Origin of the sequence: Burkholderia sp. AU39826 (genome assembly GCF_020419965.1) — a bacterium.
GTDB lineage: Bacteria > Pseudomonadota > Gammaproteobacteria > Burkholderiales > Burkholderiaceae > Burkholderia > Burkholderia semiarida.
This window is the reverse complement of sequence record NZ_JAIZQG010000002.1, coordinates 369,298-381,735: the sequence shown is the minus strand read 5'-3', so window position 1 is coordinate 381,735 and position 12,438 is coordinate 369,298. Positions and strand designations below refer to the sequence as shown.

Below are 12,438 nucleotides of genomic sequence, written 5' to 3'. Positions count from 1 at the left end.
TCCGCCGCGCCCGAACCCCGCCGTGCCGCGCATGCCGGTTTCCTCTGCTTGATCGACTTCGGGTAAATTACCCACCCAACACCCCCATCATTCCCCATTTCACCCGGAGCCGCCCTCGATGCAGGACCATCCTCTCCCGCTCGACCTGTCCGGCCTTGCGCCCAGCCTGTACGCGCAGGGCACCGAGGAGGGCATCCTGTCGCGCCTGATGGAGCGGATCGCGCCGACCAACCGCTTCTGCGTCGACATCGGCGCGAGCGACGGGCTGCGCAACAGCAATACCGCGCGATTGCTGCGCGAACAGGATTGGGCCGGCGTACTGGTGGAAGGCAGCGCATACCGGTTCGGCAAGCTCGCCGCCCACTACGCGGGGGTGGACCGCGTCCGCCTGCATCATGATCGCGTCCAGCCCGATACGGTCGATCAACTACTCGTCGATGCAAACGTACCGACCGACTTCGACCTGCTGTCGATCGACATCGACGGCAACGATTACTGGGTGTGGCGCGGCCTGCAAGCGTTCCAGCCGCGCATCGTCGTGATCGAATACAACCCGTACTACACGCCGCCCGAGCGCTGGGTCATGTGCTTCAATCCGGACCACGAATGGGACGGCTCGACCTATTACGGCGCGAGCCTCGAATCGCTCGTGCATCTTGGCAGGCAGAAGGGCTATGAGCTCGTGTGCTGCGACGACATGGGCAACAACGCGTTCTTCGTGCGGCGCGACCTGTACCCGCTGCTCGGCATCGCGAACAACGACCCGTCGGTGCTGTTCCGACCGGCGATGTACAAGCTGCGCTACGTCGGGCACAACACGTTCCTGACCGGTCATCCGTATCGGCACGGGCCGGCCGAGCACATCTGAATGGATACGCTCGCCGCCACCTTCGACGAGATTCGCGACGCCTACGGGCTCGGCCGCGGCGGGCTGCCGACGCAGGTCAGCGAGCGGGTGTGGCATCTGCCGACCGACAGCGGCGCAGGCGTGGCGGTCAAGCGCTATGCGCTTGAACACCATGCGCGCGCGGTCAAGGAAGCCACCGTCCTCGCACATCTGGAAACGCATGTCGATACGCGCTTCCATGTGCAGACGCTCAAGCGCACGACGTCCGGCGCATCGCTTTGGTCAGGACAAAATTCCCATGCGATGCTGACCCGCTGGGAAGTCGGGCAATTCAAAACCTACGATACGTTCTCGACAACCGAATGGGATGCGCTCGGCGCCAGTCTGGCCGCGTTGCACGTGAGTCTCGAACAACTGCATCTGCCGTCGCTCGACACGATCCATGCGCGGCTGACCTCCATCGACGCGGATGCGGTACGCGGCAGCCTGCTGGAGGCACTCGATCGAGCCGGTGCGAACGCTGCCGCCGCCGCGAACCTGCGCCGCTACGTCGATCTCGCGCTGCGCATGCTCGACCGCTACTATCCCGGCAGCATCGAAGCGTTTCCGGCCGACGATCCGCAGCATCCCGTTCACAACGACTACAACCAGTTCAACTATCTGTTCACGGGCACGCTGCCGCCGCTGATCCTCGACTGGGAAGCGTCGATCGGTGCGCCGCGCGAATACGAACTGGTGCGATGCCTGAATCATTTGCCGCTGGAGGCGCCGGACCGCGCGGAAGCGTTCGTGCGTGCGTACCAGCGAGTGCGGCCGGTGAACCCGGCAAACATCGCATGGGCGGTCGATGCCGCCTGCTTGCAGCACGCGCTGAAGCTGTGGATCGTGCAAGGCTGGCTCGACGATCCGTCGCGCTTCGCGTCGCACCTGAACGGCGCGGTGACGATGGCGTCCGCGATGGTGGACGCGCGTGACCATCTGATCGATTTCTTTTCCCGTTGCGTGGAAGCAGGAAGCTGATGTGAGTACGAGCCCAAACGAGATCCCGAATCGGCCACGTGCCGGCGAGCGGCAGCACGTGTTTCCGCCGCCGCTCGATCGCGATTACCGCGTCGAGGACGGACGCGTCCAGACGCGCTCGCTGGAAGCGCATATCGTCGATCACTGCAACCTCACTTGCGCGGAATGCTGCTCGCTATCGCCGCTCCTGCCCGAGTGGCATGCGAGCCCCGCATCGATCGAAGCCGATTTGCGCAAGGCCGCGAAGGTGTTGCGCCCGCGCATGTTCAAGCTGGTTGGCGGTGAGCCGCTGCTGCATCCGGCGCTCGTCGAAATCGTCGAGCGCGCGCGCGGCACCGGCATCGCGCCCGTGATCTCGGTCACGACGAACGGCCTGAAACTCGGCGAGATGCCCGACGCGTTCTGGCAAGCGGTGGATGCGCTGACGATCTCGCGCTATCCGAAGCCGGCGCTTTCCACCGATCTGGTCGCGCATGTCGAGCGCCAGGCCGCACGCTTCGACGTGCGTCTGAACTGGAAAGTGCAGGACGTGTTCACGACGATGAACCGCGCACAGCCGGGCACGGATCGCGACGAAGCCCGACGCCTTTATCACGATTGCTGGATCCGGGAGCGCTGCCATATGATTCGCGACGGCATGTTCTACACGTGCACGCGCCCCGCGCATTTCCATACGTTGTACAAGGGCGAGAAGGACTTTCAGGCCGACGGCCTGCCGCTGCGCGACGACGCCGGCATGCTCGACGCGATGCTCGCGTATCTGCAACGCGAGACGCCGCTCGAAGCATGCCTGCATTGTCGGGGCGGCAGTGCGCCGGTCGCGCCGCATCGCATCCTGAAACGCATTGAAGTGGACACCTTGAAGGCTCGTTATCCATGATCGTCGGCACGCGCGACCCGTTCGGTTTCGATCGGCTGTACTACCATCCGCGCAGCGGCGTGTCGGCATCCGGCATCCGCGCCGTATTGCGGGCGTCGGGGCAACCGGCCGGCGCGCCGGACGCGTCCGCCATCGCGGGCTACCTGAGCGGCGAGCGTCTCGTCGGCCGTACCGTGCTGCGCGACGTGCTCGCGCTGCCGCCCGGTCATGCATTGATCCGGTCGCCGCAAGGGCTGACGGTGCGGCCGGCGCCCGAGCGGCCACGGCCAGCCGATCTCGACACCGTGCTGCGCGCGTCGCTGCAGCGCGCGCTCGACAGCGGCAAGCGGGTCGCGCTGGCGCTGAGCGGCGGGCTCGATTCGGCGCTGCTGCTCGCGTTGCTGCGCGAACTCGGCGCGTTGCGGCACGTGACGGCCTACATCCTTGCGACCGACATGCCCGATTACTGCGAACGCGACGCGGCGCTCGAACTGGCCGCGCAGATGCAGGCGAACGTGAAGATCGTGCGCGCGAACGAGGCCGATTTCGTCGCGGCGCTGCCGAGAACGACCCATGCGGTCGAGGAACCGATGTTCAACCTGCATCCGGTCGCGAAGCTGCTGCTGGCCGACGCGATGGCGGCGGACGGCGTCGAGGTGGCGATTACCGGCGACGGCGCGGATCAGGTCTTGCGCCGCGACCGCTCGGCCAACTATCTGCCGCTGTGCCATGCGCTGTTCTGCGAGGCCTCGGTCGACCTGCATCCGCCGTTCGTCGATGCCGCCGTCGTCGCGCATCTGACGAGCATCGCGCCCGACCCGAACAAGCAGTGCCTGCGCGATCTCGGTGCGCGCCTGAACCTGCCGGACCGTCTCGTGCACGGCCCCAAGCGCGGGCGGCTCGCGCCGGCGATGAATCTCGCGACGCTGCTCGATCGCGACCGCACGCAGGCACTGGCCGATACGCTCGGCCTGGCCGTGCCCACGCTGCAGGCGGATACCGAACGCGTGCTGTGGACGACGCTGACACTGCTTCTCGATCATCTCGATCGCCTTCACCGCGATGCCGCGCATCGCCCAACCTGAGCCGCTCATGAAACGCATCCTGTTCTGCGTGGTGCCCGAGAAGGGCCACGTCAATCCGTGCATCGGCCCGGCCCAGCATCTGCGCGCCGCCGGCTGCGACGTCGCGTTCTATGCGCCGGCCGACATCAGCGCACAGCTCGACGGCGCGGGCGACTTCGCGTTCGTCGGGCCGCGCGAGACGCCCGAGCGCCACGACCTGTCGCGCGGCGCGAGCTTCGCCGCGAACATTCGCGACGCCGACTGGCTGCGGCACTGGATCCGCACGCTGCTGATCGACCTCGCGCCCGCGCAGGTGGACGGCATTCGCGCGGTGCTGCGCGAATGGCAGCCCGACGTGGTCGTGATCGATCCGCTGCTCTATGCGGCGGCGATTGCCGCCGAGCTGGAAGGGCTGCCGTGGGTGTCGATGTCCAATTCGCTGAATCCGGTGCTGCCGGACGATCTCGATTCGGAATTGCTGCGCACGGTGCGATGGCTCGAACCGGAACGCACGCGCCTGTTCGCGCGCTACGGCCTCGACGCGCGCTTTCGCGGGTGCGACGTGCTGTCGCCGCACCTGACGCTCGCGTTCACGACCGACGCGCTGGTCGGCGCGCCGCCGCCCGGCGTCGAGCTGGTCGGCCCCGCGATGCCGTCGGGCCCGCGCGGCGACGAGACGGTGTTTCCATGGGAACGCCTCGACGCGGATCGCCCGCTCGTCTACATGTCGCTCGGCAGCCAGCTTTACTACCATCCGGACGTGTTCGCGAAGGTAATCGACGCGACGCGTGCGACGGCCGCGCAACTGGTGCTGTCGGTGGGCGAACTGGTCGATTCGGATCTGCTGCCTGCCGGCGACGAACGCGTGATCGCGGTACGTTACGCGCCGCAACTGGCGCTGCTGCGGCGCACGCATGCGTTCGTCAGCCACGGCGGCGCGAATTCGGTGATGGAGTCGCTCGCGTGCGGCGTGCCGATGCTGCTGTCGCCGTTCTGCAACGACCAGTTCCATTCGGCGCATTTCGTCGAGCGGGCCGGCGCGGGCTGCGTGCTCGATCTGCGGCAGGCCGGCGTCGCGGCCATTACCGACGCGCTCGAACGCCTGTTGCGTGCCGGATCGTTGCGCGAGCAGGCGGCGCGGATCCGCGACAGCTATGCCGCGTGCGACGGCTCGGCGCGAGCCGCCCGCCTGATCAGCGCACTCGCTTCAGGAAGCCGCCTGGCGACAGCGTCATGAGCACGCGGTCCTCGATGTCGTGGTCGACTTCGAACCGGTCGTCGCGGCCAAGAAATTCGCGCGCGGCCGTGGCCGGGTTGTTGCCTCGGCCGTACGGCTTGCCGTCGAACATCGACTCGGGCAGGTACTCCATGATCGTGTCCATCACGATCGCGTAGCTGCCGGGCGTCACGAACGGCGCATAGCATTCGAGTTCGCGCAGCACGTGCGCGTGCGTATGCGTGAGATCGAGAATCGCCATCACGCGCGCGCCGTCGCCGATCTGCGCGCGCACCGACGCGAGCGTGTCGGCCGCGCACGATTCGCCCTCGATCAGCACCATGCGGTGGGCGAGCCGGTGCGCGTGCAGGCGCTGGCGGACCTCGTCGCGCAGGCGCGGCTCGATCGCGACGACGCGGCCATCGGTGCCCGCCAGCTCCAGCATCGACGCGGTGAACACCACGCCGCCGCCCGCCGCGATGCCGGTCTGCACGATGCAGTCGGGACGCTCGCGCCAGATGAGTTCCTGCAGCGCGAGCATGTCGCCGGGCAGATGGAAGAAGCGCTCGCCGAGCCAGCGGGTCTGGAACAGATGGCCGAATTCGGCGGCGCGCGTCAGCCATTCGATGTTGATGTCCCGCATGCGGGCCGAAGGACGCTCTGACATGGTCGATGCAACGAGTAGGAGTGACGTGATAACGCTGGAATCGTGGCTTCACCGGTACTGGAATACCGGGCCGGCGCGCCTGCAGGCGCTGGCGTCGGGCCATACTAACAAAACGTATCTCGTCGAGGGCGATGCGGGGCGCACGGTGCTGCGCGTGTCGTGGTCCGGCAAGCCGGTCGCGCAGATGCGGCGCGAGGCGTCGATACTCGCGCGTCTCGGCGAGGCGCGCACGGTGTCGACGCTGCCCGCGCTGCCGCGGCTGCGGCCGACCGTCGACGCGCAATCCGGCGTGCAGAGGCCCGACGGGAGCTGGTTGCATCTGTTCGAGCATATCGACGGCCGTCCCGGCCTGCCGGACGACCCGCATGCGGGCGCGATCGATGCGATGCGCACGCTCGCGCATCTGCATGCGGCGCTGGCCGCGATACCCGCCGGCGAAGCGGCGCCGCTGGCGTGGCTGTCGGCCCGTCATGCGCGCGTCGCGGCGCGCGCGATGCCGTCGCTGCCGGCCGGCTTGAGCGACGACTACGGCACGGTGATCCGGCGGATCGGCACGCATCTCGACGCGGCGGCATCTTGGTTGACGGGGCCGGTGCATTGGCTGCACGGCGACTATCACGCGGGCAACCTGCTGTATGTCGGCAACGCGGTGAACGGCGTGCTGGATTTCGACGACGTGGGGCAGGGCGCGCAATGGCTCGAGGCGGCCTTTGCGTCGTTCGCGCTGTCGCGCGATGCGGGCCGGGACGATGGCTTCGTGTTCGACCGCGGGCGATGGACGGCCGGCCTGGAGGCTTATGCGGCGACGCGGCCGGATGCGGCGCCAGCGTGGCTGCGCGACAACCACGACGCGCTGACGACGCTGTTCTGCGCGGATCAGACGCTGATCCATCTCGAGGCCGCGCAGCGCGGGCTGTGGATGCCGGGGCCCGGGATCGGTTTCCTTGGCGGCTGGCGCCAGTTGCTGGACGGGGCGGTGCCCGCCGGTTAGCGGGGCGTCGCGTCGGCGCGCCGCCGGTTCAGGAACAGGCGCACGGCTTCGACCGTGTTGGGCCGCGCTTCGCCATGCCGCGACCCGTCATGCAGGCAGAACAGCACGTCGCGCTGCCGCGCCGTGCAGGCGTCGACATGCGCGCACATCGCGTCGAACAGCGCCTGGGGTGACGGGGGCGGCCGCTGCCAGTCGTCCAGTATCGCGGTCCAGCCGGTGTGTTCGCGCCGCAGGCGCGCGAGCACGGCCGCGCGATCGTCGTGCGGCATCAACCCGTACGGAAGGCGCAGCGGGATCGTGCCGAGCGCGGCAAGGCCGGCGCGGCGGTAGACGTCGCGGATCAGCGCATCGGTTGCATCGATCTCGTCGATCAGTGCGGCGTCGGTGAGCGTGCCCGGCCTCGCATGCGAATAGGTGTGATTGCCGAGCCGGTGGCCTTCGCGCGCGATTCTCGTCGCGACGTCGAGCGCGCCTGGCAAGTGCTGGCCGAGCACGAAGAACGTCGCCGCGCACGCGGCGTCGCGCAGCACGTCGAGCAGCGCGGGCGTCGACGGGCCGGGGCCGTCGTCGAAACTGAGGTGAATGGACGTCATGATTGCCAGGGGCGCTCACTGAACCGGCTCGATGGCCAGCGGGCAGGTGCCGACCGGACGCAGCCGGGAGCCGGTCCATTCGTAGAAGAAGCGGGCCGCTTTCGCGTGGCCGTCGCCGCAATCGTCGTTGAAGCAGCCGGCGACGATCAGCAGCCTGCTGCCGGCACGGAAGTCGACGCGCTCGTCGTCGTTGCCCATCACGCCCGAGATGGCCGTCACGCCGGGCATCGTGTACGTCGCGCCCGTGTTCTTGTCGAGGATCGCGAAGTTTCGGCAATCCGTTCCGCAACCCCAGATCGCGACGCGGTAGTGACCGGCAAAATTGGCCGGTTGCGCGAATGCGTCACGAATGACGGTGCGGTACAGGCGCGCTTCGCTGCTGGCGAGCCGAGGCGCGCCAGCCGGTTTGCGTGGCGCGCGGGTGGCGGCCGGCGCCGGATAACGGTCGAACGAAGGCGAGGCGCAGGCCGCGGCCGCCGCGGCCGCGGGTGCCGCACCGGCGGTACCGGCGGTACCGGCGGTACCCGCGCCGGCCATCGGCGCGATCGAGGCGCCGGCGATCAGCAGAAGTCGATGGGCGAGCGTCACGCGCGTGTTCTTCATGTTCGAGAGGGATGTCGGGCCGCAGCGGCCGAGCTGCCGGCGACGACGATTCTATGATGCTTCGCGCGGGGCGGCGACACGGAAGGGCGGTCGTGCGCCTGCCGCCCCCGCGACGCCGCGCGGAATCGCTCAGTCGAGCGTCGTCAAACCGCCGCGATATCACGCTGCCTGACGTTTCACGCCGCCTTTGCGCGGCTCAATCGGCCAGCCGCTTGTCGGCGAGCGCCTTGCAGCAGTCCTCGTACACCCACTGCACGAGTTTGGCCCGATAGTCGAGATCGTCGGTATCGACGATTTCCTCGACCGCGTCGCGCGCCCACGACGCGTCGACGAAGCCCGCATGCCGCTTCGCGATGTCCTGCGCGAGCGCCGCGAGCCTGGCGACCGCGAGCCAGTCGGCCTGGCGGTGATGGCGGTCGAGCCAGCGGTGCGCGGCCTGGACCTGGAACGCGGCGTCCGGCCAGGATTCGTTGAGGTAAAACGCGCCGAGGTTGCCGCAGGTGAGCCAGCAAAGCAGCTCCAGGCGGTCTTGCGAGCCGAGGGTATGGGATGCGTCGGACATGGCAGCGCTCACGAAGTGCGTCGATTCCGGGCGGCGCCGGCCGCAACGGGCCGATGCCGATAGTAAAAACATAGCACGATGCGGGCCCGGCCGCGCACCCGGGTGGACGCTGACGCGGCGTTGGCCGGACGAAGGCGCCGCCGGCCATGCGCGCGGGCGGCGGAGCACCGGCGCGGGGCCTGGCCGGTCCTTTCGGATGGCTGTCATTCGTCACACCAGCCACCGAAACGCTCGCTAGAATGGCGGCTTCCCTGGAGGCGGAACACGATGAAAATCTACGACCAGTTCTACATCGACGGCGCATGGCGCAAACCGGCCGGCACGGGCACGATCGACGTGATCGATTCGGGCACCGAAGCCGTGATCGGCCGGATTCCCGAGGGCGTCGCGTCCGACGCGCAGGCCGCGATCCGCGCGGCGCGTGCGGCCTTCGACGCGTGGGCGGCCACGCCGGCCGCGACGCGCGCGGGTTACCTGCGCAAGATCGTCGAGCATCTGCAGGCGCGCAGCGAGGAACTCGCGCAGTCGATCACCGGCGAAGTCGGCATGCCGATCAAGCTGTCGCGCGCGATCCAGGTCGGCGGCCCGATCTACAACTGGAAGGCGTACGCGAAGCTCGCCGAATCGTTCGAATTCGACGCGCGGGTCGGCAATTCGCTGGTGGTGCGCGAGCCGGTCGGCGTCGTCGCGGCGATCACGCCGTGGAACTACCCGCTCAATCAGGTCACGCTGAAGGTCGCGCCGGCGCTCGCGGCCGGCTGCACGGTGGTGCTGAAGCCGTCGGAAGTCGCGCCGCTGAATGCATTCATGCTCGCCGAAGCGATCCACGAGGCCGGGCTGCCGGCCGGCGTGTTCAACCTGGTGTGCGGGTATGGCCCGGTCGTCGGCGAGGTGCTGGCCAGCGATCCGGACGTCGACATGGTGTCGTTTACCGGCTCGACGCGCGCGGGCAAGCGCGTAGCCGAGCTGGCGGCCGCGGGCGTCAAGCGCGTCGCGCTGGAGCTGGGCGGCAAGTCGGCGTCGGTGATTCTCGACGATGCCGATTTCGCGACGGCCGTGAAGGGCACGGTCAACGCGTGCTACCTGAACGCGGGCCAGACCTGCTCCGCGCATACGCGGATGCTGGTGCCGCAAGCGCGCTACGAAGAGGCGCGCGAGCTCGCGAAGGCGGCGGCCGAGTCGTACGTCGCGGGCGACCCGCGGCACGAGGCGACGCGCCTCGGCGCGCTTGCGTCGGCCGCGCAGCAGCAGCGCGTGCAGGCGTACATCCAGCGCGGCATCGACGAAGGCGCGGAACTCGTGACGGGCGGCACCGGATTGCCGGCAGGGCTCGAAAAGGGTTTCTTCGTGAAGCCGACCGTGTTCGGGCGCGTCGATCCGAAATCGACGATCGCGCAGGAAGAGATCTTCGGGCCGGTGCTGTCGATCATCACGTATCGCGATGAAGACGAGGCCGTGCGGATCGCGAACGATTCGCCGTACGGGCTCGGCGGTGCGGTGTGGGCAGGCAGCGACGAGCGCGCGATGCGCGTCGCGCGCCGCATCCGCACGGGGCAGGTCGACATCAACGGCGGCACGTGGAACGCCGCCGCGCCGTTCGGCGGCTTCAAGCAGTCGGGGTACGGCCGCGAGAACGGCGTGTACGGGCTCGAAGAGTATCTCGAGTACAAGTCGATACAGTTGAAGCCGGCGAAGCCGGCCTGAACGCCGCTCGCGGCCCGAATCGGAAACGGCACGCTCGCGTGCCGTTTTTTTCTTGACGGCCGTCAAGGTGCGCGGCGGTGGATCGTCGATCATCGCGGTTCCGATGTTCCGACGAGGTTTCAGATGACCGTACGCACTTCCTTTCCGCCGCTGACGATCCGCGGCCGCACCTTGCTGCCCGTCGTGCAGGGCGGCATGGGCGTCGGCATCTCCGCGCACCGGCTGGCGGGCAGCGTCGCGCGCGAAGGCGCGGTCGGCACGATCGCGAGCATCGACCTGCGCCACCATCATGCGGATTTGCTCGCGCGTTGCCGCGCGCAACCCGATCGCGCGACGCTCGAGGCGGCGAACCTCGACGCGCTCGCGCGCGAGATCCGTCTCGCGAAAACGTACAGCGAAGGGCGCGGGATGATCGCGGTCAACGTGATGAAGGCGGTGAGCGCGCATGCGGACTACGTGCGGGTCGCGTGCGACGAGGGCGCGGACGCGATCGTGATGGGCGCGGGCCTGCCGCTCGATCTGCCCGACCTCACGCAAGGGCGCGACATCGCGCTGATCCCGATCCTGTCGGACAGCCGCGGGATCGCGCTGGTGCTGAAGAAGTGGATGAAGAAGGGCCGTTTGCCCGATGCGATCGTGATCGAGCATCCGGCGCACGCGGGCGGCCACCTCGGCGTCACGCAGCTCGACGACATGCACGACAGCCGCTTCGATTTCGCGCGCGTGCTCGACGAGACCGCGCAGGTGATGGCGTCGCTCGGTGTCGCCCGCGACACGATCCCGCTGATCGTGGCCGGCGGGATCAACAGCCACGACACGGTGCGCGCGGCGTTCGCGGCCGGCGCGAACGGCGTGCAGGTCGGGACGCCGTTCGCGGTGACCGAAGAGGGCGATGCGCATCCGCGTTTCAAGCGCGTGCTTGCCGATGCGACGCCCGACGACATCGTCGAATTCGTCAGCGTGACGGGGCTGCCGGCACGCGCGGTGAAGACGCCGTGGCTCGATCGTTACCTGCGCAACGAGACGCGCATTCGCAACAAGCTCGGCGCGTTCAGGCAGCGTTGCCCGACCGCGCTCGAATGCCTGAGCGTATGCGGGCTGCGCGACGGCATCGAGAAATTCGGCCACTTCTGCATCGACACGCGGCTCGCGGCCGCGCTGCGCGGCGACATCGCGAACGGGCTGTTCTTCCGCGGCCGGGAAGCGTTGCCGTTCGGCCGCGCGATCCGCAGCGTGCGCGATCTGCTCGACCTGCTGCTGACGGGCAGTGCGACCGAGCCTGCGGCAAACCGTCCCACGTTTACGCTGGCTTGACCAATATCAAGATGACGAAAAGACCCTACAGGGAGAATGGAAACCATTCTTTGGGGGTCCGTACCATGCATAAAACGATTCGAACTTGTGTCACCACCGCCGCCGTCGCGGCGAGCGTCCTCGCGATGCCGTCGCTGTCGTACGCGGCATCGCCGGGGGACGGCATCAACCAGGGTGACGTACTGGTTCGGCTTCGCGCGATCAGCATCCAGCCGAACGAACGCGCGAGCGACACGCTCGGCGCGATCAACACGGGCGTGAACAACGCGATCGTGCCCGAGCTCGACTTCACGTACATGATCCGCGACTACCTCGGCGTGGAACTGATTCTCGGCACGTCGCGGCACCAGATGACGTCGAGCCTCGGCAATCTCGGCGGCGTGGGCGTGCTGCCGCCGACGCTCTTGCTGCAGTATCACTTCAACCATGCGGGCAAGGTGCGTCCGTACGTCGGCGCCGGGTTGAACTACACGTACTTCTACAACAACGGGCTCAACGTCGGCGGGGAGGGCGTGTCGATCAACAAGAGCAGCTTCGGCCCCGCGCTGCAGTTCGGCGTGGACGTGCAGTTGACGAAGAAGGTGTTCATGAACGTCGACGTGAAGAAGATCTGGATGAGCACCGATGCGACGTTGGGCGACAAGGGCATCGGCACGCTGCACATCGATCCGCTGATCGTCGGCGTGGGCGTCGGGATGAAGTTCTAGACGCGACTGTAAAAGAACAGAGTTGGGGTTGGCGGCATGGCGGTCGGCATGCCGCTCTTTTTTTGTGCGCGCGGATTTACAGCTTGTCGTACTGGAAGCGCATCGCGGTGCCTTCGTGCGTGATGCGTTCCCACACCGCCCGCTTTTCGTCGTCGCTCAGGAACACCCAGTTCGAGACTTCGGCGGCCGTGCGGCCGCAGCCCTTGCAGACTTCGTCGAAAAGCGTCGAGCACACGCCGATGCAGGGGCTGTCGGGGAGGTCGTGAAGATTGGAGGCCATCGGCAGGGTTC

At 68.0% G+C, this 12,438-nt stretch carries 14 protein-coding genes; 9 read left to right on the top strand and 5 right to left on the bottom strand.

What is annotated here, in order from left to right; genetic code table 11:
* Positions 1 to 118: 118 nt before the first annotated feature.
* From LGM42_RS06560 to LGM42_RS06540, 5 genes are read left to right on the top strand one after another with little or no spacing between them, the layout of a single operon-like run.
* Positions 119 to 868, top strand: coding sequence for an FkbM family methyltransferase (locus LGM42_RS06560; RefSeq protein WP_060318728.1), 750 nt, complete (start codon positions 119 to 121; stop codon positions 866 to 868).
* Positions 869 to 1,867: a phosphotransferase enzyme family protein gene (locus LGM42_RS06555; protein WP_226231833.1), complete on the top strand. Its 999-nt coding sequence runs from the start codon at positions 869 to 871 to the stop codon at positions 1,865 to 1,867.
* Position 1,868: 1 nt separating this feature from the next.
* Positions 1,869 to 2,747 carry a radical SAM protein gene (locus LGM42_RS06550; RefSeq protein ID WP_059583487.1) on the top strand — a complete coding sequence of 293 codons (879 nt, stop codon included), beginning with the start codon at positions 1,869 to 1,871 and terminating at the stop codon, positions 2,745 to 2,747.
* Positions 2,744 to 3,811, top strand: a complete 1,068-nt coding sequence (locus tag LGM42_RS06545; protein WP_226231832.1) for an asparagine synthase-related protein — start codon at positions 2,744 to 2,746, stop codon at positions 3,809 to 3,811. Before LGM42_RS06550 ends, LGM42_RS06545 begins: the two co-directional genes overlap by 4 nt.
* Positions 3,812 to 3,818: 7 nt before the next feature.
* Positions 3,819 to 5,027 (top strand): glycosyltransferase, encoded by a 1,209-nt coding sequence (locus tag LGM42_RS06540; RefSeq protein ID WP_124863573.1) that lies wholly within the window; start codon positions 3,819 to 3,821, stop codon positions 5,025 to 5,027.
* On the opposite strand, the gene LGM42_RS06535 is transcribed toward LGM42_RS06540, so the two are convergent.
* Positions 4,984 to 5,673 (bottom strand): cephalosporin hydroxylase family protein, encoded by a 690-nt coding sequence (locus LGM42_RS06535; protein WP_059645933.1) that lies wholly within the window; start codon positions 5,671 to 5,673, stop codon positions 4,984 to 4,986. The two genes, LGM42_RS06540 and LGM42_RS06535, sit on opposite strands and share 44 nt — an antisense overlap.
* Positions 5,674 to 5,698: 25 nt before the next feature.
* Between LGM42_RS06535 and LGM42_RS06530 the strand changes: the two genes are divergently transcribed.
* Positions 5,699 to 6,664: a phosphotransferase gene (locus LGM42_RS06530; RefSeq protein ID WP_226231831.1), complete on the top strand. Its 966-nt coding sequence runs from the start codon at positions 5,699 to 5,701 to the stop codon at positions 6,662 to 6,664.
* Here LGM42_RS06530 and LGM42_RS06525 read toward each other — a convergent pair.
* The 3 genes from LGM42_RS06525 to LGM42_RS06515 all read right to left on the bottom strand — a co-directional run bounded on the left by LGM42_RS06525 (position 6,661) and on the right by LGM42_RS06515 (position 8,422).
* Positions 6,661 to 7,257 carry a polysaccharide deacetylase family protein gene (locus LGM42_RS06525; protein WP_226231830.1) on the bottom strand — a complete coding sequence of 199 codons (597 nt, stop codon included), beginning with the start codon at positions 7,255 to 7,257 and terminating at the stop codon, positions 6,661 to 6,663. The genes LGM42_RS06530 and LGM42_RS06525 overlap by 4 nt on opposite strands.
* A 15-nt stretch (positions 7,258 to 7,272) precedes the next feature.
* Positions 7,273 to 7,845, bottom strand: coding sequence for a hypothetical protein (locus tag LGM42_RS06520; RefSeq protein WP_226232040.1), 573 nt, complete (start codon positions 7,843 to 7,845; stop codon positions 7,273 to 7,275).
* Between the two features lie 211 nt (positions 7,846 to 8,056).
* Positions 8,057 to 8,422, bottom strand: coding sequence for a hypothetical protein (locus LGM42_RS06515; RefSeq protein WP_027784520.1), 366 nt, complete (start codon positions 8,420 to 8,422; stop codon positions 8,057 to 8,059).
* 267 nt (positions 8,423 to 8,689) lie between these two features.
* Here LGM42_RS06515 and LGM42_RS06510 point away from each other — a divergent pair, with 267 nt between their 5' ends.
* The 3 genes from LGM42_RS06510 to LGM42_RS06500 all read left to right on the top strand — a co-directional run bounded on the left by LGM42_RS06510 (position 8,690) and on the right by LGM42_RS06500 (position 12,147).
* Entirely contained in the window at positions 8,690 to 10,126 is a 1,437-nt protein-coding gene (locus LGM42_RS06510; RefSeq protein WP_059583475.1) for an aldehyde dehydrogenase family protein, read from the top strand.
* A gap of 123 nt (positions 10,127 to 10,249) precedes the next feature.
* Positions 10,250 to 11,440, top strand: coding sequence for an NAD(P)H-dependent flavin oxidoreductase (locus LGM42_RS06505; protein WP_060318707.1), 1,191 nt, complete (start codon positions 10,250 to 10,252; stop codon positions 11,438 to 11,440).
* A 65-nt stretch (positions 11,441 to 11,505) separates the two neighbouring features.
* Positions 11,506 to 12,147 (top strand): OmpW/AlkL family protein, encoded by a 642-nt coding sequence (locus tag LGM42_RS06500; protein WP_059583469.1) that lies wholly within the window; start codon positions 11,506 to 11,508, stop codon positions 12,145 to 12,147.
* Positions 12,148 to 12,223: 76 nt separating this feature from the next.
* Here LGM42_RS06500 and LGM42_RS06495 read toward each other — a convergent pair whose 3' ends face one another.
* On the bottom strand, positions 12,224 to 12,427 hold the full coding sequence (locus tag LGM42_RS06495; protein WP_060318703.1) for a DUF1289 domain-containing protein: 204 nt from the start codon (positions 12,425 to 12,427) through the stop codon (positions 12,224 to 12,226).
* Between the last annotated feature and the right edge of the window lie 11 nt (positions 12,428 to 12,438).

Excerpts from the sequence above, each read along its gene's own strand:
- LGM42_RS06535 (WP_059645933.1), bottom strand. The coding sequence starts at position 5,673 with ATGTCAGAGCGTCCTTCGGCCCGCATGCGGGACATCAACATCGAATGG.
- LGM42_RS06525 (WP_226231830.1), bottom strand. The coding sequence starts at position 7,257 with ATGACGTCCATTCACCTCAGTTTCGACGACGGCCCCGGCCCGTCGACG.
- LGM42_RS06545 (WP_226231832.1), top strand. The coding sequence starts at position 2,744 with ATGATCGTCGGCACGCGCGACCCGTTCGGTTTCGATCGGCTGTACTAC.
- LGM42_RS06515 (WP_027784520.1), bottom strand. The coding sequence starts at position 8,422 with ATGTCCGACGCATCCCATACCCTCGGCTCGCAAGACCGCCTGGAGCTG.
- LGM42_RS06510 (WP_059583475.1), top strand. The coding sequence starts at position 8,690 with ATGAAAATCTACGACCAGTTCTACATCGACGGCGCATGGCGCAAACCG.
- LGM42_RS06540 (WP_124863573.1), top strand. The coding sequence starts at position 3,819 with ATGAAACGCATCCTGTTCTGCGTGGTGCCCGAGAAGGGCCACGTCAAT.
- LGM42_RS06505 (WP_060318707.1), top strand. The coding sequence starts at position 10,250 with ATGACCGTACGCACTTCCTTTCCGCCGCTGACGATCCGCGGCCGCACC.
- LGM42_RS06560 (WP_060318728.1), top strand. The coding sequence starts at position 119 with ATGCAGGACCATCCTCTCCCGCTCGACCTGTCCGGCCTTGCGCCCAGC.
- LGM42_RS06495 (WP_060318703.1), bottom strand. The coding sequence starts at position 12,427 with ATGGCCTCCAATCTTCACGACCTCCCCGACAGCCCCTGCATCGGCGTG.
- LGM42_RS06500 (WP_059583469.1), top strand. The coding sequence starts at position 11,506 with ATGCATAAAACGATTCGAACTTGTGTCACCACCGCCGCCGTCGCGGCG.
- LGM42_RS06555 (WP_226231833.1), top strand. The coding sequence starts at position 869 with ATGGATACGCTCGCCGCCACCTTCGACGAGATTCGCGACGCCTACGGG.